This is a genomic window from Cellulomonas chitinilytica, from assembly GCF_016862675.1.
Taxonomy (GTDB): Bacteria; Actinomycetota; Actinomycetes; order Actinomycetales; family Cellulomonadaceae; genus Cellulomonas; species Cellulomonas chitinilytica.
The window spans coordinates 14,668-35,404 of the sequence record NZ_BONK01000022.1; the positions used below are offsets into that span (position 1 = coordinate 14,668).

Sequence of the window (20,737 nt, forward strand, 5' to 3'; positions counted from 1 at the left end):
CCGCAATGCTTCGTAACGTCGAGGGCATGACCACGGACACGAACCTCCAGCCCTTCGAGATCCACGTGCCGCAGGCCGAGCTCGACGACCTGCACGAGCGCCTGGCCCGCACCCGGTGGCCCCACGAGGTCCCGGGCTCGGGCGGCCGCACCGACTTCACCCGCGGCATCCCGCTCACGTACCTGCGCGAGCTCGCCGACGACTGGCGCGACCGGTTCGACTGGCGCGCCCAGGAGCGGTCCCTCAACGCGCTCGGCCAGGTGGTGACCGAGATCGACGGCCAGCGCCTGCACGCCGTGCACCAGCCCTCGTCGTCGCCCGACGCGCTGCCGCTGCTGCTCTGCCACGGCTGGCCGGGCGACCCGTTCGAGTTCGCCGGCATCGTCGAACCGCTCGCCGAGACGTTCAACGTCGTCGTGCCGTCGCTGCCCGGCTTCGGCTTCTCGACGCCGCTGTCCGCGACGGGGTGGGAGGTGTCGCGCACCGCCGACGCCTACGCGGAGCTCATGACCCGGCTCGGCTACGAGCGGTTCGCCGTGCACGGCAGCGACATCGGCGCGGGCGTCGCGGGACGGCTCGCGGCCACTCACCCCGACCGCGTCGTGGGCATGCACGTCGCGAGCGATGGCGCCGCCCTGTCGATGGCGGGCGAGACGTTGCCGATGCCCGAGAACCTCACGGACGACGAGCGCGCGCAGATCGAGGCCGTCAAGGACGCGGGCAAGGAGGGCCGCGGCTACTTCGAGCTGCAGAACACCAAGCCCGACACCCTCGGGCCCGCGCTGGTCGACTCGCCCGTCGGGCAGCTCGCGTGGATCGCCGAGAAGCTCCAGGCGTGGACCCACCCGAGCAAGGAGCTGCCGGACGACGCCGTCGGGCGCGACCGCTTGCTGACGCTCGTGAGCATCTACTGGTTCACACGCGCCGGGCACTCGTCCGCGCGCTTCTACTACGAGGCGTCGCACGCACACCTCGACTGGCTCACCGCCCCGCAGGTGCCGTCCGGTTGGGCGGTGTTCGGGACGCGACCGGTGGCGCGCAAGGTGTTCGACCCGTGGGGCACCGTCACGCACTGGTCGGAGTTCGAGGCGGGCGGCCACTTCCCCGCACTGGAGGAACCGCAGCTGCTCGTCGACGACCTGAAGGCGTTCCTCGGACCGCTCACCTGAGCATCAGTCCCACCGTGTACGTCCTGCCAGGACCGGCACCTTGGTCCGGGCTACGGTCTCTGGGACCGGCCCGTCGGGAGGCTCGCGATCGTGACCTCGCCGCTGTCGGCCGGGGTGCTGTCGGGTAGCTCGAGCCGTCATGATGATCATGTCCCCACTGCCCGCGCACGCACACGATGGCGAGAGCCGCCCATGCGACAGAGCAGAACCCCGCGGGACGCGGGAAACTCGAGCAGTCTTCACGACGACTTGATGACGGAGTACTACCGGCTCGCTGACACCGTCGCTGCTTTCGACCAGCGGCTCCTGACCATCAAGAGCTGGGGGGTGACGTTCGCCCTGGCGACCTTGGCGCTCGGCTTTCAGCAGAAGCATTACGGCCTCTTCCTGCTCGCCGCCGCGGGTGCTCTGGGATTTTGGCTCATCGAGGCGTCGACCAAGTCACACCAGCTGAGGTACTACCCGCGCATGGGTGACATCGAAGCGATCGCGTACGACCTCTTCGGCAGGCGGACCACGAAAGGAATCGCGTCGTCGCCCCTGATCGACTGGGGCTGGTCGTCCGCTGCACAGCGGTTGTGGGGTGTGGCACCGAACCGATCTGCAGTCGCCTTGAGTCTTCGGCCGCGCACGATCCACGAGAAGGACCCTCACGTCCCGAAGCCCTGGGACGACGTGAACAGCAAGCCCGGCGTCCTCAACTACATTCTCCTGTGGCCGCACGTCGCCCTTCCTCACGCCATCGCTGTCCTGCTCGGCCTGGTGTTGTTCGTGCTGGGGCTGTTCGGGGCATTCGGCCCGATCTGAGGTGTTCCCTCAGCCCGGTTGTCCTCTGGCGAGTCGTCGGGTGGGCGATGGTCGACCACCTGACGGGTGTCGGATCCCTCGAGGACATCCGGCCAGTCCGGCAACGCACCGAGTGCACATCGGTGCTCCTACGCTCGTCGGGTGCGGGCGACCACGGTGCTCGAGACCACGCTGGGCCCGGTGGAAGTCATGCACCTGCCCGGCGACAAGCCGGCCGTGCTGTTCTTCCCGGGCGGGCACTGCGATGCGGCGGTCGACTGCGGGTGGAGCATCTACCGTTCGCTCGGCCATGGCGTCCTGTCGTTCTCGCGACCCGGCTACGGCCGCACCTCGGTGGGGCAACTCACCGCTCAGGAGTTCGTCCCGGCGGTCCGCGAGTGCTGTGAGCAGCTCGGGATCCAGCTCGCCGCGGCGGCCGTGGGAGTGTCGTTCGGCGGCATGCAGGCGATCCACGTCGCCGTCGCACAGCCCGTGACGGTGCACCGCCTGGTCCTGCACAGCTGTGCGCCGTCGACCCGTCCGTACCCGGACACCCGTTCCGAGGCGCTCCTGGGACCGATCGTCTTCGCTCCTGGCCCGCAGCGTCTGGTCTGGGCGGCGATCGAGCGGCTCGTCCGGACGGACGCCGGGCTGCGCCGGATGGTCGCTGCCCTGTCGGCGCGGCCGCTCGACGCCTGGTGGCCCACCTGGTCGACTGCCGACCGGGCTCGCGCGCGCGAGCTGTTCAGGTCGATGTCGTCCGGCGCCGGGTTCGTCAACGACCTGCGGCAAGGACACCCGGACCGTGCAGCGCATCGACGACTGTTCCAGACCCGGGTCCGGTGCCCGACGCTGGTCACGGCCTCGCGAGCCGATGCCGGGGTCGCGTTCGGCCACGCGGAAGACCTCGCCCGAACCATCCCGAACGCCACGCTCGTCGAGCTCGACTCGCCGAGCCACCTGTTCTGGATCGGACCGGAACGCGTCCAGGTCGAGAGGGCTGTCCGTGCCTTCCTCGCGGCGGACGCGTGATGTGGCCACGACAGGGGGCCGCCCGTCTCGTGGTCAGTCGAGGGCCTTCATGAACGACCACAGGTGCCCTTCGAGGTCGTACGCGCTGTAGACGCGGTACCCGTAGCTCTGGTCGACCGGTTCCTGCCGCACGTCGACACCCGCCGCGACCGAGCTCACGTGGTGGGCGTCGACGTCGTCCACCAGGACCGCGACGCCGGCCGTGGACGCGCCGAGCGACCGGGGCGACGCCAGCCGGTACGTCTCCTGCTGCGGATGCAGCCAGATGACCCCGTCGCCCGCGTACACCTCACCGTGCACCGCTGCGCCGTCGCCGTCGTGCACCAGCCGGCCCGGCACGAGCCCGAACGTGCGGACCAGCCAGGCGTGCGCGTCGCCGATGTCGGCGTAGACCAGCAGCGTGATCCGCTGCTGGGCGGACGGCTCCAGCGCCGTCATGGCCTCGACGACGGCGAGCAGGTCGGTGTCCTCGGACGCCAGTGCCCCCGCGACGCGTGACCGCAGCCGGGCTGTCGCCTCCAGCCGTTCGTCCAGCGCGGCCAGGTGGGTCCGCAGCGCCGTCGCCAGGTCCCACGCGGGGTCGTCGATCGCGCGCTGCACCTCGCCCAGTCCCATGTCCAGGCGGCGTAGGAGGCAGATCCGGTAGAGCCGCTCGGCGTCGACGGCGTCGTACAGCCGGTGCCCGGCCGTGCTCCGCCTCGACGGTGTGAGCAGCCCGATCTGCTCGTAGTAGTGCAGCGTGCGGACCGTCAGCCCGCTCGCCTGCGCCAGCTCACCCACCCGCAGTCCCGCGTCCATGCACAAGGACGCTAGGACCTCACGCCACGTGAGGTGCAAGGCCCGACGCGGGCCCGGTTGCGGCTCCCGCGGCGCATGTGACGCTGAGGCGAAGACGCCGAGCCGCCCGACGGCCAGGGCGAGTTCCGGTCGAGAAGGGCATGCCGCAGTGAAGCTTCCCCATCCACGTGGCCCGCTGAGCCGAGCCGTCACGGAGCTCGTGAGCCGTCCTGTCGGCTCCCGCCGACCCGCCGATGCCGAGCTGACCGTGCTCACGCAGCGTGTTCTCGGCCAGGCCGCCGACCTCGTGACGGACGACGACGTGCAGCTCGCGCTGTACGTGATGTACGAGCTCTTCTACGGCGGCTTCGACGGCGTGGACGACGACTGGGAGTGGGATCCCGAGCTCCTGGGTGTGCGCAGCCTCGTCGAGACGGCTCTCGAGAAGCAGCTGCTCGCGCGGGTCGCCGTCCCCGATGACGTGCCGCCGGACAGGGCTGCGGTCGCGGACGCGCTGTTCGCGTTGACGGCGCCCGGCCCGGGACCGAGCGTGGCGCGGTTCGTCGCGAAGAAGGCGAGCCGCGAGCAGCTGCACGAGTTCCTGATCCACCGGTCCGTGTACCAGCTGAAGGAGGCGGACCCGCACACGTGGGCGATCCCTCGGCTCACGGGGCAGCCCAAGGCCGCGCTCGTCGAGATCCAGGCCGACGAGTACGGCGGCGGCGACCCGGGACGGATGCACTGCGAGCTGTTCGCCCGGACGATGCGTGGCGTCGGGCTCGACGCCGAGTACGGGGCGTACATCGAGCAGATCCCCGCCGTCACTCTGGCGGGGGTCAACGTGATGTCCTGGTTCGGGTTGCATCGTCGCTGGCGCGGTGCGATCGCCGGTCACCTCGCGGCGTTCGAGATGACGTCGTCCCTGCCGAACCGGCTGTACGGCGACGGGTTCCGCCGGCAGGGGTTCGGCCAGGACGTGACGCTGTACTTCGACGAGCACGTCGAGGCGGACGCCGTCCACGAGCAGATCGCGGGCCGTGACCTGGCAGGAGCTCTGGCCCAGCAGCAGCCCGACCTCACGCACGACATCCTGTTCGGCGCGGCCACCTGCCTGTACCTCGACGACCTGGTGGGGCGGCACCTGCTGTCCGCCTGGGACGCAGGGGTCAGCTCCCTGCGCGAGTCATGACGTCGGGCCCCGATCCGGCACGTCGGCGGGCGGATCGCCGCCCACCGACGATCGTGCCCTGCCCCGACGGGCCGATCCTCGTCCGCGGTGACGTGACGATCCTCGACGACGACGGTCGTCCGGTGCCACGGCAGCGCGCGACCGTCGCGCTCTGCCGCTGCGGGGCGTCCACCATCAAGCCGTTCTGCGACGGGACGCACAAGGCGATCGGTTTCACCTCGGCGTGACGGCGCAGCGCGACGGCAGGCGAACGAGACGTTCCGTCAGGCCCGGAGCGGGCCGCGCACGATCGAGTCGCCGGAGTGTGCAGGGTTGCCGTCGAGCAGCTCCTGGGAGACGTCGACCACCGAGTACTCGCTCAGGTCCAGCCCCGCGGGCAGGTCGAAGCGTCCCGACCGCCCCTCGAGGGTGCCGAGACTGACCAGGCCGCTGACGTCGGGCTTGAGGAGCCAGACCTCCTGGAACGCATCGTCTGTCGGGGGGGAGCTCGACAGGTCGAGGACCAGGACCCGGGTGCCGTCAGCTCGCGTCTCCACGACCGCCGAGCCGGACGCGTCCCAGCCCGGCAGCGGTTCGAGCGTGGCGGTGGCCAGCACGGTCACGGGCTGGTCCCGGTTCGCGATCCACCACGTCGCCCCGCCACCGACCACGAGGCCGGCGGCTGCGGCGACCGCGATCCACCGCCAGGCCACAGGACGCCTGCGGCGCGTGTCGAGCTCGACCACCGCGGCGTCCGGTCCCACGTCGCTCGAGCCGGTGCCGAGCGCGCGGGCGTCGGGCGACAGGTGCAGCTCGTCGGCCACGCGGTCCCAGACCGTCGGAGCAGGCGAGACGAGAGCCGCGTCGGCGGACACGGGGCGGGCGAGCATCACGACGTCCCGCAGCGCGGTGAGCTCGTCGGCGCACCGCTCGCACTCCTCGATGTGCGCGAGCTCGGCCGTCGAGCCGACCGTCTCGCCGAGGGCGAGCAGGGCGAGCACGTCGTCGTCCACGTGCGACTCATCGGACGGCACCGTCCACCTCCCATCGGGTCCGCAGTCGGGCGAGGCTGCGCCGGACGTGGCTCTTGACCGTGCCGAGCGGCAGGTCGAGTCTGCTCGCGATCTGGTCGTGCGTGAGCCCGTCGTAGAACGCGAGCCTCAAGATCGTCCGTTGCGGGTCGCCCAACCGGTCCAGCTCGTCGGCGACGACGACGCGATCCACCACGCGGTCGTCGACGGTGGCCGGGGGCGCCGGTGGCGACCCGAGCGTCTTGTCGTGCAGCCGCCGTTCCCGCGCACGTCGCTCGTGGACGTCCGCGACGACGTGTCGGGTGATGCCCAGGAGCCAGGCCGGGAGGCGTGACCGGTCGGGCTCGAACCGCGCCCGGCCGCGCCACGCCTCGACGAAGACCTGCTGGGTGGCGTCCTCGGCGTCCGTGGCGCTGCCCAGCGACCGCAGGGAGATCGTGTAGACGAGTGCGGACCACCGTCGGTACGCCTCGGCGACCGCAGCCTCGTTGCCCCGGGCGAACGCGGCACCGAGCTCCTCGACGCCGTCGCCATCGGGGTCGAGCCGGTGCGGGCGCGCGGGGTCCGAGGACCCCGGGCCGGGTGCGCTCACCGACGGCTCCTCACGTGCTCGCTCCAGCGTCACGGCTGCCCGCCGAGCGGCTCGGCCGTCACGACGACGTTGTCCGCATAGTGTCCGGTGTCCCGCCGGAACGTGCCTCCGCAGGTCACGACCACGAGGCGCGGGGGACCCGTGCGGTCGAACCACAGGTCGACGGGCGCTGCCTCCTTGGGGACTCGCTGGACGTCCACGACCCGGTAGGCGTGGTCCTTCCCGTCGACGGTCGAGACGGTCAGCGTCGCGCCGACGCCGACCTCGCGGAGCCGGGCCAGCTGCCCGACGCCGCTGAGCCGGCTGTCGACGTGCCCCGCCAGGACGGTGGTGCCGGCGGGGTCGCCCGGCGCGGGTCCGAACCGGTACCAGCCGGCACGGTCGGCGTCCTCGGGGATCTGCATCTGACCGTCGTCCTGCACTCCGACCGCGTCCACCGGCATGTCGATCCGCGCGTCGGGCACGACGAGCCGCACGGGCGCAGGGGCCGCGACGGGCGGCCGCTGGGCACCGAGTGCCGCGTCGTGGACAGGCACGGGGGCCGGCGGCTCGACGGGTGACGGTCGCCGGGTCGACGCGGGGGAGGACACCACCACGACCGGGTCGGGGTCGGAGCGCTGACCGGTGCATCCGGTCAGCGCCGCTGTCGACGTCCCGACGAGGACGACCACGAACAGGCGTGCGCACAGGCGCGCCGCGGTCCGGGGGGCCACGACGGGCTCCCCGGACCGCGGCGCTCGCTCGGCCGGCAGGGTCAGCTCCGCTGCGTCGCGGTGCGACGGGCGAACGCGAGGGCGACGAGGCCGGCGGCCGCCAGGGCGGCCACGGCGTACGGCCACACGGGCGCGCCGCCGTCGGAGACCAGACCGACCTCGCCGGCGTTCACGCCGGACGGGTTGCCGTGCAGCCCGCTGATCGTCTGGGTGGCGAGCGCGAGGGTCGACGGCGACGCTGTCGCACTGCCCCAGGCGTAGACGATCGTGCTGGTGCCCTCGGTCACCGGGACGTCGGCGGGACCGAGCAGCGCCGGCTCGGTGGTCCCGGTGGCGGTCACGCTGGCCGAGACCGTCCCGGCAGGCAGGTTCAGGACCTTCTCGTCCGGGTTGGTGAGGTTGCTGATCACCGCGGTGCCGCCCGCGAGCACGTCGACGCCGGGCGCCGCGGCGACGTGCCTGACGGTCAGCCGTCCCTGACCGGCCGGGGTGGTCGAGACGTCGTTGGTGAACAGCGTGGCGGTCGGTGCCCCGGCGGCGTCGAGGTGCGCGACCGCCGTGTAGTTCTTGCCCGCCTCCAGGGCCAGGTCCACCGGGCCGATCGCGGCAGACGAGGCGTCGGCGGCGTCGGCGGCCGTGATGGCGACCGTGTACGTGCCTGCGGCCAGGTCGAGCGGGCCGGCCAGCGACCCGGGTGTGAAGTCGTCGAGCGTCCGCTCGCCGTTGACCCACACGTCGACGGTCAGGCCGGGCACGCCGTGGAGCACGGAGAGCTGGGCGGGGTCCGCCGCCGAGGCAGGCCCCGCCGCGAGCGTGACGAGGGCGAGGGTTCCCGCGGCGAGGCCGGCGGCGAGGCGTGCACGCATGAGGTGTCCTTCGGGGACTGGCCCGATCGGGGACCGGGCGGCCGGGTGCTGCTGACACCCCTCCTTCCCGTGACGAGCCCCCGACGGATGCACCGAGTTCCGGGCCGGTGCCGTCTCCAGATGCTCAGCAGGCTGAGCACCGCGATGCTGGCGGGCATGAACACCGTCACCTCGGAACGCACGTCGCGGGCCACCGGGTCCGACCACCTCCGGCAGGTCCTCGTGCTCGCGGGGGCGCTGCTGGCCGTCGCCGGTGCCGCCGTGGGATCAGGTGCCTTCGGGGGACAGCCGATCCAGGACGCCGCCGGTGGGGCGCTGTCGGCCGACGCCACGCCGATCGCTCCCGCCCAGCAGGCGTTCTCGATCTGGTCCGTGATCTACCTCGGTCTGCTGGCCGTCGCCGTGGCCCAGGCGCTGCCGGCGCAGGCGACCAGCCCGAGGTTCCGCGCCACGGCGTGGTGGGTCCTGGCGTCGATGGTCCTGAACGCCGTGTGGATCGCCGCCGCCCAGGCGGGTGTGCTGGCCGGCACGGTCCTCGTCATCGTGGCGCTCCTGGCGGTGCTCGCGCGCCTGTTCGTCGTGCTGGTCCGCATGCCTCCCCACGGCGGAGCGGACGTCCTGACGGATGCCACGGTGGGCCTGTACCTCGGTTGGGTCAGCGTGGCGACCCTGGCCAACATCACCGCGTTCCTCTCGGCGGCCGACGTGGGCGAGCTCGGCCTCGGGGCGACCGCCTGGTCCGTCGTCGTGCTCGTGGCAGCGGCGGTCCTCGCCGTCGCGTACGCGGTCCACGGCGCACGCCGGCCCACCGTCATCCTCCCGGTCGGCGTGGCCATGGCCTGGGGGCTCGCGTGGATCAGCGTGGGCAGGCAGTCGCCACCTCTGGAGAACGCCGTGGTCTCGGTGGTCGCCGCCACGGCCGCGGTTGTGGCCCTCGTGTCCGTCGTCGTCGCGGCGTTCGTCGGACGTCGCCGAGCAGGAGCGCTCGCGGCGTCCAGCTGAGGATCCCGTCAGTGTGCAGCGCCCTGACGGGCGACCGCGGACTCGACCGCGGGCAGGAAGTGGTCGAGGTCGTCGGGCTCCGGGACGTGATCAGGGTGTACCCGGCCTCGGTGTCGACGACCACGGGTTGGTCGGTCCACCGTGCGCCGGCGTTGCGCACGTCGGTCGCCAGCGACGGGTAGGAGGTCAGCGGTGCTCCAGGGGCACGACGAGCTCGTCCTGCTCGACGCCGTAGTTGGTGACGATCGCCAGCACGCGCTGACCGCGCAGGTCCTCGGTCATGACTTTCCCTTCTTCTCGGTCGTCGGTTCGACGGGCCCGTACAGCGGCTGCACCTCGTTCATCTCGAGGTCCGCGGTCGCCTGAATGAGTGCCAGGAGGTCGGTGTCCAGGCCGGGGGAGAACTCCTCGAAGCGCTCCTTCGCGATCGTCTGCGGGACCCCTGCAGGTGCCTGCTCGCTCGCGTCCAGCTCCGTGCCGTCGTTCGAGGGCGACATGCCGCGGAAGATCTTCCCGGCCTCGGACGCGGCGGTCAGGTCGAACGAGTACTGCTTGCTCTGCAGGCCCAGGTCGAGGAGCTTCTTGACCTCGGGGAACTTCTCCGCGTTCGTCTTCGGGATGGGCAGGACCTTGTTCCAGCCGACGCCGAGGGTCTCCAGGGCGCGGGCGTAGGCGTTCTCGTGCGCCTGGTCGCGGACGATGAGGTAGGCGATCGTCGAGCGGGCCGTCTTGTTGGCGGTCATCTCGTAGATCCGGCACTTCTGCAGCCGTCCGGTGGACTCCAGCATCAGGTTGTAGAGGAGATCCAGGACCAGGTTCCCCGAGTTGTAGACGTACGTGCCGCTCCACGGGTTGCCCGCGGCGTCGACGGGCAGGGCACCCTGGGAGGCGACGAGGTAGTGGTGGATGTTGCCCTCGTCGAGCGCCAGCCGCAGCGGTGTCTCGCCGCCGGCGCCGGGCTTGTCCAGCGGGTCGGACTTCTTGCCGGTGTACCGGGGGGAGCCGTCGAGCAGGCGCGCGATGGTGGTGCCGATGAGCTCGACGTGGCTGATCTCCTCGGTACCGATGCCCTGGAGCAGGTCGCGGTACGGCTTCCCGGCAGGGCCACGGAAGTTGATGCTCTGGAACAGGTACTGCATCATCGTCCGCATCTCGCCGAACTGGCCCCCGAGCCCTTCCTGCAGGGCGTTCGCGGCGGCCGGGTCCGGCTCGTCGGCCTCGATCTCGTTGATCAGTCGCTGCACATGCAGGTACATGCTGAGCCCCCTACGGCATCTGGTCGTCGTCGTTCTCACGGTTCTCGCGCAGGGCGCGCGCGCGTCGGACGTCCTCCTCCGGTTCGGTCTGGCGGTCGTCGCTCGCCTTCGTGCAGCCCGGGCAGCCGGATGCTCGCCGGCGCACTGTCTCGCGCGATCTCATGGGGGAGGTGCCAGGCGTGCACCGGCAGTCGTGGTCGGAGTCGGCCTCGCTCCGTCCTGTGCGCGGCGACGTGTCCTGTCCCGGGCGACCTTGGTCCGGCCTCGTTCCTCGACCGGCACGTCGACGCTAAGCGCGGTCGCCGTGCCCCGCCACCGGGGCCACGTCCGTCGACGGGGGCCGTCGGACGGCTCGTCGCTCGCCGCGACGGCGCAACGCGTGGTCCACGCCGCAGGACGACGCCCGCGGCTGGCACCAGGATGGGTGGGTGCCCCGGCGACTCGTGCTGCTCGCGGACACCCACGTGCCTCAGCGCGCCCGCGACCTACCCGCGGAGGTCTGGGCGGCGGTCGACGCGGCCGACGTCGTGGTCCACGCAGGCGACTGGGTGTCGCTCGACCTGCTCGACGCGCTCGAGGCCAGGGCCGCCCGCCTCGTCGGGTGCTACGGCAACAACGACGGGCCTGGCCTGCGTGCCCGGCTGCCCGAGGTGGCGCGCGTCGAGGTCGACGGCCTGCGGCTCGGGGTGGTGCACGAGACGGGGCCGGCCCAGGGCCGCGAGCAGCGGTGCGACGACGCGCACCCCGGCCTCGACGTCCTCGTCTTCGGTCACAGCCACATCCCGTGGGACAGCGTCACGCCGCGCGGCATGCGGCTGCTCAACCCCGGTTCGCCCACCGACCGTCGCAGGCAGCCGACCGGGACCTATCTCACCGCCGTCGTGGCCGAGGGGGTCCTCGCCGAGGCGACGCTGCACCCGGTGGTGCGGCCGGGGCGGTGAGCACGGCGGTCACGGCAGGTCGGCGTGGCCGGTGCGGAGAGGTCCGCTCGACGGCGGACGGGTGCGTTCTCGATCGGCGAACACCCCAGTCACAGGGCTGGCACTCGTGGCGCGAGAGTGCTAAATCATGGGGTGTAGCCACGTCCGGCGAGAGCCGCCGGACTGCACCCGAGGCCCGGGCGTCCGGTGCCTCGACGACGAGGAGGTGAGCGGCGATGGCTACGCGTTACGACCCGTTCCAGGAGATCGACCGGCTGTTCGACCAGATGCTCAACGCCGACCGTGCGGCCGCGACGATGCCGATGGACCTGTACCGGGCGGGGGACCACTACGTGCTCCACGTGGACCTCCCGGGTGCCGACCCGGGCACGATCGACGTCAACGTCGAGGACCGGACGTTGACGATCCGCGCGCAGCGCACCGGCCGCGCTGAGCAGGACGTGCAGTGGCTCGCCAAGGAGCGTCCCAGCGGGACCTTCGCGCGGCAGCTCACCGTCGGCCGCGGGCTCGCGCTCGACGACATCTCCGCGACGTACGCGGACGGCGTGCTCACCCTGAGCATCCCGGTCGCGGAGGAGGCCAAGCCGCGTCGGATCGAGGTGCAGCACGGCAGCGAGACCTCGCAGATCACGTCGGGTGCCGACAGCGGGATCACGTCGGGTGCCGACAGCAGCGCGGACGTGAGCGCCTGAGCCACGAGCTGGCGGGGTGGGCCGGGTCCGCGAGAGCGCCGGTCCGAGGTGAGGGACGACCTGTGCGGGCGAGCCGAGCCTCCCCACCCCGCCGCCGGGCTCGGGCGGCTCAGCTCCGCGCGGACGCCGAGGACGGGGGACGGCGCCGATCGGCCGGCTCGCGGGCGAGGTACCCGGTCCGGCCGACATGCGGACCGGCCTCCTCCCGGGCATGGAGGGGTGCGTGGTCACGTGGGTGCGTCACGACGTCGCCGACCGATCTCGCTCGCCCTGCTTCCCTGACCCGGTGCCGGATGGGGTGCCGCCACCGGGCCGGTAGCTGCCGAACGACCACTCATGCCCGCCCGGGTCGAGCACACGGGCGCGCCGGGAGCCCCACGGTGTGTCCTCGGGTCGGATCAGGGACTCGCCGCCCGCGGCGACCGCACGGTCGTACAGCTCGTCGACCGTGTCGGTGCCCACGTAGAGACCACGCCCCACCGACCTGCCGCGCAGTCGGGGCACGTCGTACTGCTCGTCCACGTAGCTGAGGTAGGCGTGGAGCGTCTCGTCCACGGGAACCGCCTTGCTCGGTCTCAGGGTCGGCGCACGCCTGCTGGCTCCGGTCGGGCGAGCACTGCGCACCTGGCCGGATTCGAACCGGAGGGAGTGGCAGCGCTGGTCACTCGAACGTGGTGTCAAGGTCCGCGTCCGTGCTGTCGAAGTTCCTTCATGGCTTTCGGTCCTACGCAGAACTACGACTCCCCAAGTCTCGGGGCGTGGGAGGGGCGCGCGACCCTTGCGGCGGTCGCCCGGACGCTGATCGCGGCCGGACCCGTCCTCCTCTCGGTCGGGCTCGGCCTGGCTGCCGTGCGCTGGTTCCCTCCGCATCGCCTCGGGATCGACCCGTGGTTGTGGTTGCTCATCGAGGTCCTCTGCGCGACGGCCATCCTGGTCCTGGCCACGCGGGCAGCGCGCAGCCTGCTGCCGTTGACGACGCTGCTGCGCCTCACGCTCTACTTCCCGGACCGTGCGCCGTCCCGGCTCGCTGTCGCCATGCGCCACTACTCGCCGGACGTGCTGCAAGGGCGAAGACGCGGGCTGCACCCCGGCGACGATCACGCCACACGCATCCTCGACCTCGTTGCTGCCATCAACGACCACGACCCGGTCACCCGTGGTCACTCCGAGCGCGTCCAGGCCTACTCGGCGCTGATCGGCAAGGAGCTCGGGCTCTCGGAGCGCGACGTCGCCAAGCTCAGCTGGGCGGCCCTCCTGCACGACGTCGGCAAGCTCCGCGTCCCCGCAGGTGTCCTGAGCAAACCGGTGCAGCCCACGACGAAGGAGTGGACGGTCCTGGCCGGACATCCCGAGGCCGGCATGGAGATCGCCGAGCCGCTTCGCGCATGGCTCGGCCCGTGGCTCGACGTCATCGGTCAGCACCATGAGCGCTGGGACGGCGCGGGCTATCCCGCCGGCCTGGCCGGCGAGGCGATCAGCGAGGGTGCGCGCATCGTCGCAGTCGCCGACGCGTACGACGCGATCACCTCAGCGCGCCCGTACAAGCGAGCCCTGCCCGCGGCTGCTGCGCGCGAGGAGCTGGCGCGGTGCGCCGGCCAGCAGTTCGACCCAGAAGTCGTCCGGGCACTCCTCGCGGTCGGGCTCGGCAGGTTGCGCAGGGTCGCGGGACCCCTCAGCATCCTGTCGGCCCTGCCCGTTCTGCCGTCCTTCACCCCGGACATCTCGTCCCTGCTCCAGAAGCTCACCACGGCGGGCACGCTCAAGCTCACGGGAGCGGTCGGCCTCGTGCTGTCGGTCGTCACCGCAACCGCGGGTGGGGCCCTCGCCGGAGCTCCGGTCTCAGCCGGGTCGCCCCCCGCCGGTCCGGCTGACCCATCGACGACCGCGACACCCCGACCGGACCAGGACACCGGTGCGCTCGTGCCCCCCGTGGTGCCGACTTCGACCGACGACGCGACGGGCGCGCGGCAGGCTGTCACGCCCGCACCGTCCCCGACGGACCTCCCGGCCCTGGCCCCGGCGCCGTCCTCCTCGGGAGCCCCCCAGCCCGAACCGGCACCCGAGGGGGAAGGCGAAGCCGAGAACGAGCAGCAGGGCACGCAGGAGGAGGAGAAGGAGAAGGAGGAGAAGGACGACAAGAGCGGCAACGAAGGCAAGGGGAGCAAGGGCGACAAGGGCGGTCAGGAGACCGAGACGGACTGAGCCGAGGTGCCACCGCTCAGCCGCTGACCCTCGTCCAGGTGCTGCAGGAGGTCTTGCGCGGCGAGCCCGACGTCCTTGTGCCGCCACTCGGACGCCCGGTGCACGCAGGCGATCAGCGCCGCGCGGTGCACACCCTCACTCCGGCTCGGCGCCGGTGGGGTCGGTCGGGTAGATCTTGCGCGCCGGCACGTCCTGGTTGTCGCCCTGCTCGGGCTCGTCGTGGTCCGGTGTCGTGCCGGGCAGCGGGGGCGTGTCCTCCGTCGGCTTCGAGGTGGTGCCGTCGTCGTCCATGATCCCTCCGTCCCCGTCGCTGACCGTGCCGCACCACTGTCGCCCTCACGACGCGGCCGTGCATCCGGGGCAGGACCAGTTCCTCGCCGAGGCAGCCGGCCCCCTGCTGGAGAAGCTGCGCGCCGCCGCTCCCAGCGACTGACGCGCCGGTCAGAGTCCCACCTGCTGTCGCAGGGTCCGGGCGTTGCGGACCGCGTTCCCTGCGCCGTCGTTGTTGAAGTACGCCAGGACGTCGCGTCCGCTGTCGGCCCACTCACGCATGCGTGCCGCCCACCAGGCCAGGTCGTCGTCGGAGTAGGAACCGCCGTACAGGTGCTCGTGGTCGGGGCCGTGGAGCCGGACGTAGACGAACGAGGCCGTGGCGCGCAGCACGCAGGGCAGGCCCGCGCCGCTCATCACGCAGTACGCCGCGCCGTGCCGTTCGAGCAGCGAGAAGACCGCGTCGTCCTGCCACGACGGATGGCGCAGCTCGACGGCCACCCGCACCCAGCCGGGCAACGACCCGAGGAACCAGTCGAGGCGGGCGTCGTCACGCTCCTGGTCCGGTCGCAGCTGGACCAGGAGCACCTCCCGCCGGTCGCCGAGCTCGTGCCAGGAACGGGCGATGCGCTCCGACCACGCCTCGGGCCCGTACAGGCGCTTCGCGTGCGTCAGGCCGCGTGGTGCCTTGACCGCCATCGCGAACCCCGGCGGGAGCCGACGGCGCCAGCCGGCGAACGTCGAGTCCCGCGGCCACCGGTAGAAGCTCGCGTTGAGCTCGACGGTGTCGAACTCCTGCACGTACCGGTCCAGCCGGTCGCGGGCGGGCAGCCCGGGCGGGTACAGGACGCCCTCCCAGTGGTCGTACGACCATCCCGACGTCCCGATCCTGATCGTCACGTCACGCCGGCCGTCTCCGGTCGTCGCGGAGCGCGGCGTATGCGTCAGCAGCGCTCAGCGGGCCCTGACGCAGGTACGCGGCGTATCCGCCGGGCGTGCGTCCGACCGTGCGGGCGGAGGTGAGCACGTCGGCCTCGTCGCTCGCGACGATGCGCGCCGACCCGGTCGCCGCGATGCGCTGGACGAGGTCGACGTCCTCGTGCTCTGGCTGCAGGCTGAAGCCGCCGACACGCTCGTAGACGGACGCCCGGACGCCGAGGTTCGCGCCGTGCACGTGGCCGTTCGGGCACCCGACGACCCGGGTCGCCGACCACGCGGCGAGCTGCGTGGCTGAGAGCTCGGCAGGGTCGGGACGGACCGTGCCGACGACGACGTCCACGCCGGCGTCGGCGTGCCGCACCTGTGCGGTCAGCCAGTGCGTGGGGACCGCGGAGTCCGCGTCGGTGCACGCGATCCAGGTCCTGGCGCGGTCCGCGAGGGCTCCTGCGAGGCCGTGCGCGACGCCGGTCGCACGCGCCACACCCACCGACCGCGCACTGATCGCGTGCACCTCGGCGGGGAAGCCACGCGCGATCGTCTCGCTGCCGTCCTCGCAGTCGTCGAGGACCACGACGACGCGGACCACCGCACCGCGCCGCGCCTCGACGTGGCATGCGGCGGCGAGGACGGAGCGCAGGCAGCGCCCGAGGAGAGCGGCCTCGTTGCGCACCGGCACCACCACGACGACCTGCTCCACGCCAGCCGTCATGCGAGCCCCGAACGTCGGGCCACCGAGCGCGGGTCGCGGCTCCAGACGTCCAGCAGGAAGTCCTCCTCGCGGTGCTGCACCACGCTCGGAAGGCCGAGGCCGGCCGCGAGGACGTGGTGCACGTCGTCCCCGCCCAACGGGTGGTCGGGGACCGGGTGCCGCCAGTGGCAGGCGACCACGGTGCCCGTGGCGGTGAGCGCTGCACGGACCGAGGCGGCGACCTCGAGGAGTCGCGGCCGGGTGAGGTAGTAGCCGACCTCGGACAGGACGACGAGGTCGTACGGCCCGCCGGGGACGCCCTCGCCGATGTCGTGCTGGAGGTGGTCGACGTTGCCCAGGTGCGCGGTCCGCTTCTTGGCCTGCTCGAGCGCCGCGGGTGCCACGTCCGTCGCCGTGAGCGAGTCGCACCGGGTGGCCAGGAGCTCGGTCAGCGTCCCGATCGAGCAGCCCACCTCGAGCGCCGTCCGGTAGCGCTCGTGCGGGAGGGCGGCCAGGGTGGCCTGCCGCTTGCGGTGCTCGTACCAGCGGGACCCCAGCCGCCACGGGTCGTCGCGCTTCCGGTAGGCGGCGTCGAAGTACGACGCGCCCAGGTCGTGCGGCGGCGCCGTGGTGCCGGTGACGTACAGCTCGACGTCGCGGTCGAAGTTCCGCAGGAACGCGCGGTGCAGGGGCGGGGCGTCGGCCGCGGCGTCCGACAGCGGCGCGACCTGGGTCTCGTGCTCCGCGACCGCCCGGCTCTTGAGCACGACGGACCGGTCCGCCAGCGGCAGGGCGCGCAGCAGGTCCCAGGGGATCCGGGGATCGTCGGGGGTGCCCCAGTGCCACATCCAGATCGGGTACTCGACGAGGGTGGCGCCGAGCTCGTCGCAGAGGGCTGCGCAGACCTCGCCCACCACGCGGTGGTCCCGGTGACCGTCGCCGCGCCACGGTGCGACCACCAGTGCGGAGTCCGGGGCGGCGGACAGGATCGTGCGCAGGTCATCCTCGATCGACCTCCGCCGTTCACGCACCTCGCCGTCGGGGTGACCCAGGAGCGTGACGGGCGAGTCCGGCGACAGCTGGGCCACCGCCCGTCGGACCTCGTCGACGCGCCGCACGGCGAGTGCTGCGGGGGTGATCGTCGGTGAGCCCGGGTGCGAGGCCGCCCCGTCGGTCACGACGACCACCTCGGCGGGCCGACCGACCGCGGCGAGCTCGGCGATGAGCCCTCCGGCACCGAGGGTCTCGTCGTCGGGGTGCGCGGCCACCACGACGACACGCCCTGTCGGACGATCGAGTGCGTGCAGGGCGCTCAGCCGGGAGCCGGGCCAGGCACCGGACGGGGTCCCCGGTGCGCGGCCGTCGAACGTCACCATGGCAGGTCGGGCCGGCCGAGCAGGGCCTTGCCGAGCGAGACGTCGTCGCGCTCGGCGTGCTGCTGGCGGACGTACACCTGCAGGTCGGCGACCCGTTTGGCGTGGTCGTCCTCCTGCGTCTGCGCGGCCGGACCGAGGGCATGCCCGACGCTCAGCAGGACGGCCTCGCAGGTGTCGGCGACCGTCGCACGCACCCGCTTGGCGAGAATCCGGCCCCGTTCGCGGTCCGGCCCGGACTCCGCGCGTCGTCCGCCGTCGGTCGCGGCACCGGACAGGTCGACCGCGTGCGCGGCGGAGGCCAGCACCACCCGGGCTGCAGAGAGCCGATGGTCGACGGCGCCGAGGTGCATCGCGAGGAGCTGGTCGTCAGGGCGTCGTCGCGCCTCGGCGAGCAACCGCCGCGCGAGACCGACCGCCCCGCCGTACCAGCAGGCGGCGACGCCGATCCCGCCCCACCAGAACCCGGGCCGGTCGACGTACCAGTCGCCGTCTCGCACCAGGGCCGCCGGGACGTCGTCGAAGCGCACCGGCGTGCTGGGGATCTCCCGCAGACCACGGGCCACCCAGCGCTCCGGCCCGGACACACCGATGCCCGGCACGGTGAGGTCGACGACGAACAGCCCGCGGCCCCCGTCCGCGTCGGGAGTCCGGGCCGTGACCAGCGCGGCGCCCAGACGGTCCGCCAAGGAGCACCACGGCTTCGTCCCCGTCAGCCGCCAGCCGCCCCCGGGTTCCTGTGTCGCCTCGAGCCGTGCCGCGGGCGTCTCGGCGGCGAACACGCCCCACGTCGACATCGCGGGGGAGCCCACGCCGGCCGAGCCGGCCTGGTCGAGGATCGCCAGCGCGTCGAGGTGCGGCTCGACGGCGCGTGCCACGGCGAGGTCGGAGGCGGCCAGGGTGGCCAGCAGGCTCCACAGCCTCGCGGTGGCGCCGCGGCCCGGCAGGAGGTCCGCCGGCCAGTCGGCCACGTCGAGCAGTGCCTGGTCGACCGACGCCGGCGTGGTCGGCACGGCCGGGGTGGCGGTGTCCGGGTCGAGCCGCACCGGTGCCACGTCGCGCCCCACGGTGGACGTCTCGAGCGATGTCGTCATGCGGGGTGCTCCCGGAGCCCGCTGTGCTGCGACGTCACCTAGTGCGACCTCAGGGCGCGGACCAGCTCGTCCTTCTTCATCGAGGAGCGGCCCTCGATGCCGATCTCGGCGGCACGCCTGCGCAGCTCGGTCACCGTCCAGTCGTCGTACGAGCCGGACTCGCCGCCCTTGCGGGCGACCTTCGTGCGGCTCGACGCGGCGGCGGCGTTCGCGATGCGGGCCGACTTCTCCTTGCTGTTGCCCTCGTCGCGCAGCGACTCGTAGAGGTGCTTGTCCTTCACGCTGGGCCCAGGGTCTCGTCCCGGCATGATCGGCTCCCATCTCCCGGAGGCGGGCCGGCCGCCCGGATCCGTCACTCCCGGCGGTGGGCCCGCTGCTGGACCTTGTCGAGGTTAGGCAGGCGGGCGCCGTCCCGCTCGCCGAGCCGGCGTTCGTCCGGTCACCGTTCCACACGGCAGCCGACCGGGCGTTCAGCGCACTCGTGCCTCCGTCTCACCCCGCCGCAGCACCGACAGCTCGACGCGCGAGTGCAGCTGGTCGGCGGGCAGGACCTGCGCGAGGTCGGCGAGGACCCGGTCGCACGCCGCGACGGCCGCGTGCAGGTCGGTGTCCGGGTTGACCGTCGCGCGCAGACGCACGACCCGTTCGCCCCGGTCGACGAGGACCGCCCCGTGCGCGGACCGGACCGTCGGGTCGTCGGCCAGGACGTCGGCGGCGGTGGCGACCGCAGGTCCGGGGTCGACCTCGAGGCGGCCGGGCTGGTCGCTGCCGGGCAGCCGCAGCGTCCCGACCGACCGCCGGGGGAGGTGCGCGAGCAGCCACCAGAGCCCGAGGCCGACGAGAACGACGCCCACGGCCCCGGCGAGCGCCGGGTAGCTCCCGGCCGTCGTCACGGTTCCGGTGTCGACCTGGACGGAGTCGGGCACGTCGGGCCAGAGGTCTGCGAGGAAGCCCTGCTGCCAACCGACCGCCGCGACCCCGGCGACGACGAGGAGGACGCCCAGGAGCAGCACGACGACACGGTCGACGGCCAGCACCGAGCGCCTCATCGCAGATCGCCCCCGGCGCGCAGGCCCGCCGACACGCGGGTCACCACGCGGATCGACAGCGGTGTGGTCAGGGGTGCGAGTCGCTCGGTCACGGCAGCGCGCACCGCGTCGGCCACGTCGTCGCCGTCGAGCGTGGTCACGGTGACCGTCACCGACTTCCGGCTCGCCGCGGCCCGGGCCGACAGGACGGCGTCCACGTCGTCCGCGGCCGAGGCCGCGAGCCGGGCCACGTCACCGATGCCGATCGTCGTGCCCGCCGACGAGGTGACCGGCAGCCGGGTGCGCACGCGCCGGCCCAGCGCGATCACGACGAGCCAGAGGCCCAGCAGGGCGACGACGATGCCCACCGCGGTCACGGCCGCGGAGGGAGCGATGCCGTCGGCGCTGTCGACGACGGGTGGGATCCACGGCTCGCCGTCGACGACCTCCCCGGCCACGAGGGCCTCCCGGACGACGAGCACGCCGAGCGCGACCACCAGCAGCGCGAGGGCGATGCTCCACCACGCCACGCGCCCGGCACGGGTCGCCGTGCTCGCGGGCGCGAAGCCGCGCGCCGTCTCCACGGTCGTCATCGCACCCTCGCGGCGGGACCGGCGCCGGCAGGCAGGACGACGTCGCGGACCGCGACGCTCACGTGCCGCACGTCCTGACCGGCGAGGTGCTCGAGCTCGCGCCGGACCGCGTCCTGCACGTCCCTGGTCACCCGCGCGGACGACGCCGGCCAGACGATCGCGACCTCGACCTCGACCCGTGCGCGGTCACCGGCGCGCTGCCAGTGCACGCGCGGGTACCCCCGGCCCAGCGTGCGCTCGACGACGCCGGCCGACTCCTCAGGAGCGACTCCGGGCACGTCGAGGGTCACCTGGCGGGCGATGCGGGTCAGCGCACGGTCGGCGATGGTGAGCGTGCCGCGCTCGTCAGCCACGGCGACGCCCCGCGACGACGCCGGTGAGGTCGAGCCGCCCGTCGACGGCGAGCCCGACGACCGCGCCCGCCGCGGCGAGCACCAGGGCGAGCAGGAACATGCTGAGGCCGCCCACGGCGGCGACGAGGGCGAGCAGCAGGCCGGCGAACAGCCCGATGGCGACGGATGACAT

General features: G+C 73.0%; 27 protein-coding genes. 10 read left to right on the forward strand and 17 right to left on the reverse strand.

Annotated features, from left to right (window positions below; genetic code table 11):
• The first annotated feature begins 26 nt into the window (after positions 1 to 26).
• The 3 genes from Cch01nite_RS21915 (at position 27) to Cch01nite_RS21925 (ending at position 2,987) form a co-directional block, all read left to right on the forward strand.
• Entirely contained in the window at positions 27 to 1,169 is a 1,143-nt protein-coding gene (locus Cch01nite_RS21915; RefSeq protein ID WP_203758644.1) for an epoxide hydrolase family protein, read from the forward strand.
• Positions 1,170 to 1,421: 252 nt separating this feature from the next.
• The gene (locus Cch01nite_RS21920; protein WP_203758645.1) at positions 1,422 to 1,976 is read left to right on the forward strand and encodes a hypothetical protein; all 555 of its coding nucleotides are present in this window, start codon (positions 1,422 to 1,424) and stop codon (positions 1,974 to 1,976) included.
• 141 nt (positions 1,977 to 2,117) lie between these two features.
• The gene (locus Cch01nite_RS21925; protein WP_203758646.1) at positions 2,118 to 2,987 is read left to right on the forward strand and encodes an alpha/beta fold hydrolase; all 870 of its coding nucleotides are present in this window, start codon (positions 2,118 to 2,120) and stop codon (positions 2,985 to 2,987) included.
• A gap of 33 nt (positions 2,988 to 3,020) precedes the next feature.
• On the opposite strand, the gene Cch01nite_RS21930 is transcribed toward Cch01nite_RS21925, so the two are convergent.
• Positions 3,021 to 3,785 carry a VOC family protein gene (locus Cch01nite_RS21930; protein WP_203758647.1) on the reverse strand — a complete coding sequence of 255 codons (765 nt, stop codon included), beginning with the start codon at positions 3,783 to 3,785 and terminating at the stop codon, positions 3,021 to 3,023.
• 199 nt (positions 3,786 to 3,984) lie between these two features.
• Between Cch01nite_RS21930 and Cch01nite_RS21935 the strand changes: the two genes are divergently transcribed.
• On the forward strand, positions 3,985 to 4,953 hold the full coding sequence (locus Cch01nite_RS21935; RefSeq protein ID WP_239071214.1) for an iron-containing redox enzyme family protein: 969 nt from the start codon (positions 3,985 to 3,987) through the stop codon (positions 4,951 to 4,953).
• Entirely contained in the window at positions 4,950 to 5,180 is a 231-nt protein-coding gene (locus tag Cch01nite_RS22985) for a CDGSH iron-sulfur domain-containing protein (RefSeq protein ID WP_203758649.1), read from the forward strand. Before Cch01nite_RS21935 ends, Cch01nite_RS22985 begins: the two co-directional genes overlap by 4 nt.
• Positions 5,181 to 5,216: 36 nt before the next feature.
• Here the strand turns inward: Cch01nite_RS22985 and Cch01nite_RS21945 are convergent, their stop codons facing one another.
• From Cch01nite_RS21945 to Cch01nite_RS21960, 4 genes are read right to left on the reverse strand one after another with little or no spacing between them, the layout of a single operon-like run.
• Positions 5,217 to 5,945, reverse strand: coding sequence for an anti-sigma factor (locus Cch01nite_RS21945; RefSeq protein ID WP_239071218.1), 729 nt, complete (start codon positions 5,943 to 5,945; stop codon positions 5,217 to 5,219).
• A gap of 7 nt (positions 5,946 to 5,952) precedes the next feature.
• A complete protein-coding gene (locus tag Cch01nite_RS21950) occupies positions 5,953 to 6,555 on the reverse strand; it encodes an RNA polymerase sigma factor (protein WP_239071220.1) in 603 nt (200 codons plus the stop codon).
• Between the two features lie 29 nt (positions 6,556 to 6,584).
• Positions 6,585 to 7,268, reverse strand: a complete 684-nt coding sequence (locus Cch01nite_RS21955; RefSeq protein WP_239071222.1) for a class F sortase — start codon at positions 7,266 to 7,268, stop codon at positions 6,585 to 6,587.
• 41 nt (positions 7,269 to 7,309) lie between these two features.
• On the reverse strand, positions 7,310 to 8,134 hold the full coding sequence (locus Cch01nite_RS21960) for a DUF4397 domain-containing protein (RefSeq protein ID WP_203758651.1): 825 nt from the start codon (positions 8,132 to 8,134) through the stop codon (positions 7,310 to 7,312).
• 120 nt (positions 8,135 to 8,254) lie between these two features.
• On the opposite strand from Cch01nite_RS21960, the gene Cch01nite_RS21965 reads away from it, so the two are divergent.
• Entirely contained in the window at positions 8,255 to 9,136 is an 882-nt protein-coding gene (locus tag Cch01nite_RS21965) for a TspO-related membrane protein (protein WP_239071224.1), read from the forward strand.
• A gap of 278 nt (positions 9,137 to 9,414) precedes the next feature.
• Here the strand turns inward: Cch01nite_RS21965 and Cch01nite_RS21975 are convergent, their stop codons facing one another.
• Positions 9,415 to 10,392, reverse strand: a complete 978-nt coding sequence (locus Cch01nite_RS21975; RefSeq protein WP_203758652.1) for a manganese catalase family protein — start codon at positions 10,390 to 10,392, stop codon at positions 9,415 to 9,417.
• A 428-nt stretch (positions 10,393 to 10,820) separates the two neighbouring features.
• Here Cch01nite_RS21975 and Cch01nite_RS21980 point away from each other — a divergent pair, with 428 nt between their 5' ends.
• Entirely contained in the window at positions 10,821 to 11,333 is a 513-nt protein-coding gene (locus Cch01nite_RS21980; RefSeq protein WP_203758653.1) for a metallophosphoesterase family protein, read from the forward strand.
• A 215-nt stretch (positions 11,334 to 11,548) separates the two neighbouring features.
• Positions 11,549 to 12,025 (forward strand): Hsp20/alpha crystallin family protein, encoded by a 477-nt coding sequence (locus Cch01nite_RS21985; RefSeq protein ID WP_203758654.1) that lies wholly within the window; start codon positions 11,549 to 11,551, stop codon positions 12,023 to 12,025.
• A 240-nt stretch (positions 12,026 to 12,265) separates the two neighbouring features.
• On the opposite strand, the gene Cch01nite_RS21990 is transcribed toward Cch01nite_RS21985, so the two are convergent.
• Positions 12,266 to 12,580 (reverse strand): VOC family protein, encoded by a 315-nt coding sequence (locus Cch01nite_RS21990; protein ID WP_203758655.1) that lies wholly within the window; start codon positions 12,578 to 12,580, stop codon positions 12,266 to 12,268.
• Between the two features lie 156 nt (positions 12,581 to 12,736).
• Here Cch01nite_RS21990 and Cch01nite_RS21995 point away from each other — a divergent pair, with 156 nt between their 5' ends.
• Entirely contained in the window at positions 12,737 to 14,227 is a 1,491-nt protein-coding gene (locus Cch01nite_RS21995) for an HD-GYP domain-containing protein (protein WP_203758656.1), read from the forward strand.
• Between the two features lie 135 nt (positions 14,228 to 14,362).
• Here Cch01nite_RS21995 and Cch01nite_RS22000 read toward each other — a convergent pair whose 3' ends face one another.
• The gene (locus Cch01nite_RS22000; protein WP_203758657.1) at positions 14,363 to 14,518 is read right to left on the reverse strand and encodes a hypothetical protein; all 156 of its coding nucleotides are present in this window, start codon (positions 14,516 to 14,518) and stop codon (positions 14,363 to 14,365) included.
• Between Cch01nite_RS22000 and Cch01nite_RS22005 the strand changes: the two genes are divergently transcribed.
• Positions 14,517 to 14,660: a hypothetical protein gene (locus Cch01nite_RS22005; protein WP_203758658.1), complete on the forward strand. Its 144-nt coding sequence runs from the start codon at positions 14,517 to 14,519 to the stop codon at positions 14,658 to 14,660. The two genes, Cch01nite_RS22000 and Cch01nite_RS22005, sit on opposite strands and share 2 nt — an antisense overlap.
• An 8-nt stretch (positions 14,661 to 14,668) precedes the next feature.
• On the opposite strand, the gene Cch01nite_RS22010 is transcribed toward Cch01nite_RS22005, so the two are convergent.
• The 9 genes from Cch01nite_RS22010 to Cch01nite_RS22050 form a co-directional block, all read right to left on the reverse strand.
• Positions 14,669 to 15,397 (reverse strand): DUF72 domain-containing protein, encoded by a 729-nt coding sequence (locus tag Cch01nite_RS22010; protein ID WP_203758659.1) that lies wholly within the window; start codon positions 15,395 to 15,397, stop codon positions 14,669 to 14,671.
• A 1-nt stretch (position 15,398) separates the two neighbouring features.
• Complete coding sequence (locus Cch01nite_RS22015; RefSeq protein ID WP_203758660.1) at positions 15,399 to 16,145, reverse strand: glycosyltransferase family 2 protein; 747 nt, start codon at positions 16,143 to 16,145, stop codon at positions 15,399 to 15,401.
• Positions 16,142 to 17,500 (reverse strand): bifunctional PIG-L family deacetylase/class I SAM-dependent methyltransferase, encoded by a 1,359-nt coding sequence (locus Cch01nite_RS22020; protein ID WP_203758661.1) that lies wholly within the window; start codon positions 17,498 to 17,500, stop codon positions 16,142 to 16,144. The genes Cch01nite_RS22015 and Cch01nite_RS22020 overlap by 4 nt, the downstream gene beginning before the upstream one ends.
• Positions 17,494 to 18,591: an acyl-CoA dehydrogenase family protein gene (locus Cch01nite_RS22025; protein ID WP_203758662.1), complete on the reverse strand. Its 1,098-nt coding sequence runs from the start codon at positions 18,589 to 18,591 to the stop codon at positions 17,494 to 17,496. The genes Cch01nite_RS22020 and Cch01nite_RS22025 overlap by 7 nt, the downstream gene beginning before the upstream one ends.
• Before the next feature lie 38 nt (positions 18,592 to 18,629).
• Positions 18,630 to 18,899 (reverse strand): DUF7218 family protein, encoded by a 270-nt coding sequence (locus tag Cch01nite_RS22030; RefSeq protein WP_203758663.1) that lies wholly within the window; start codon positions 18,897 to 18,899, stop codon positions 18,630 to 18,632.
• 162 nt (positions 18,900 to 19,061) lie between these two features.
• Positions 19,062 to 19,640: a hypothetical protein gene (locus tag Cch01nite_RS22035; RefSeq protein WP_203758664.1), complete on the reverse strand. Its 579-nt coding sequence runs from the start codon at positions 19,638 to 19,640 to the stop codon at positions 19,062 to 19,064.
• Complete coding sequence (locus Cch01nite_RS22040; RefSeq protein WP_203758665.1) at positions 19,637 to 20,212, reverse strand: DUF6286 domain-containing protein; 576 nt, start codon at positions 20,210 to 20,212, stop codon at positions 19,637 to 19,639. The genes Cch01nite_RS22035 and Cch01nite_RS22040 overlap by 4 nt, the downstream gene beginning before the upstream one ends.
• Positions 20,209 to 20,565: an Asp23/Gls24 family envelope stress response protein gene (locus tag Cch01nite_RS22045; RefSeq protein WP_203758666.1), complete on the reverse strand. Its 357-nt coding sequence runs from the start codon at positions 20,563 to 20,565 to the stop codon at positions 20,209 to 20,211. Before Cch01nite_RS22045 ends, Cch01nite_RS22040 begins: the two co-directional genes overlap by 4 nt.
• On the reverse strand, positions 20,558 to 20,737 hold the full coding sequence (locus Cch01nite_RS22050) for a hypothetical protein (protein ID WP_203758667.1): 180 nt from the start codon (positions 20,735 to 20,737) through the stop codon (positions 20,558 to 20,560). Before Cch01nite_RS22050 ends, Cch01nite_RS22045 begins: the two co-directional genes overlap by 8 nt.

Bases quoted from the DNA above. Each gene is read 5' to 3' on its own strand.
- Cch01nite_RS21915 (WP_203758644.1), top strand. From the start codon at position 27: ATGACCACGGACACGAACCTCCAGCCCTTCGAGATCCACGTGCCGCAG.
- Cch01nite_RS21920 (WP_203758645.1), top strand. From the start codon at position 1,422: ATGACGGAGTACTACCGGCTCGCTGACACCGTCGCTGCTTTCGACCAG.
- Cch01nite_RS21930 (WP_203758647.1), bottom strand. From the start codon at position 3,785: ATGGACGCGGGACTGCGGGTGGGTGAGCTGGCGCAGGCGAGCGGGCTG.
- Cch01nite_RS22985 (WP_203758649.1), top strand. From the start codon at position 4,950: ATGACGTCGGGCCCCGATCCGGCACGTCGGCGGGCGGATCGCCGCCCA.
- Cch01nite_RS21960 (WP_203758651.1), bottom strand. From the start codon at position 8,134: ATGCGTGCACGCCTCGCCGCCGGCCTCGCCGCGGGAACCCTCGCCCTC.
- Cch01nite_RS21965 (WP_239071224.1), top strand. From the start codon at position 8,255: ATGCTCAGCAGGCTGAGCACCGCGATGCTGGCGGGCATGAACACCGTC.
- Cch01nite_RS21975 (WP_203758652.1), bottom strand. From the start codon at position 10,392: ATGTACCTGCATGTGCAGCGACTGATCAACGAGATCGAGGCCGACGAG.
- Cch01nite_RS21985 (WP_203758654.1), top strand. From the start codon at position 11,549: ATGGCTACGCGTTACGACCCGTTCCAGGAGATCGACCGGCTGTTCGAC.
- Cch01nite_RS21995 (WP_203758656.1), top strand. From the start codon at position 12,737: ATGGCTTTCGGTCCTACGCAGAACTACGACTCCCCAAGTCTCGGGGCG.
- Cch01nite_RS22005 (WP_203758658.1), top strand. From the start codon at position 14,517: ATGATCCCTCCGTCCCCGTCGCTGACCGTGCCGCACCACTGTCGCCCT.
- Cch01nite_RS22000 (WP_203758657.1), bottom strand. From the start codon at position 14,518: ATGGACGACGACGGCACCACCTCGAAGCCGACGGAGGACACGCCCCCG.
- Cch01nite_RS22015 (WP_203758660.1), bottom strand. From the start codon at position 16,145: ATGACGGCTGGCGTGGAGCAGGTCGTCGTGGTGGTGCCGGTGCGCAAC.
- Cch01nite_RS22020 (WP_203758661.1), bottom strand. From the start codon at position 17,500: ATGGTGACGTTCGACGGCCGCGCACCGGGGACCCCGTCCGGTGCCTGG.
- Cch01nite_RS22025 (WP_203758662.1), bottom strand. From the start codon at position 18,591: ATGACGACATCGCTCGAGACGTCCACCGTGGGGCGCGACGTGGCACCG.
- Cch01nite_RS22030 (WP_203758663.1), bottom strand. From the start codon at position 18,899: ATGCCGGGACGAGACCCTGGGCCCAGCGTGAAGGACAAGCACCTCTAC.
- Cch01nite_RS22035 (WP_203758664.1), bottom strand. From the start codon at position 19,640: ATGAGGCGCTCGGTGCTGGCCGTCGACCGTGTCGTCGTGCTGCTCCTG.
- Cch01nite_RS22040 (WP_203758665.1), bottom strand. From the start codon at position 20,212: ATGACGACCGTGGAGACGGCGCGCGGCTTCGCGCCCGCGAGCACGGCG.
- Cch01nite_RS22050 (WP_203758667.1), bottom strand. From the start codon at position 20,737: ATGTCATCCGTCGCCATCGGGCTGTTCGCCGGCCTGCTGCTCGCCCTC.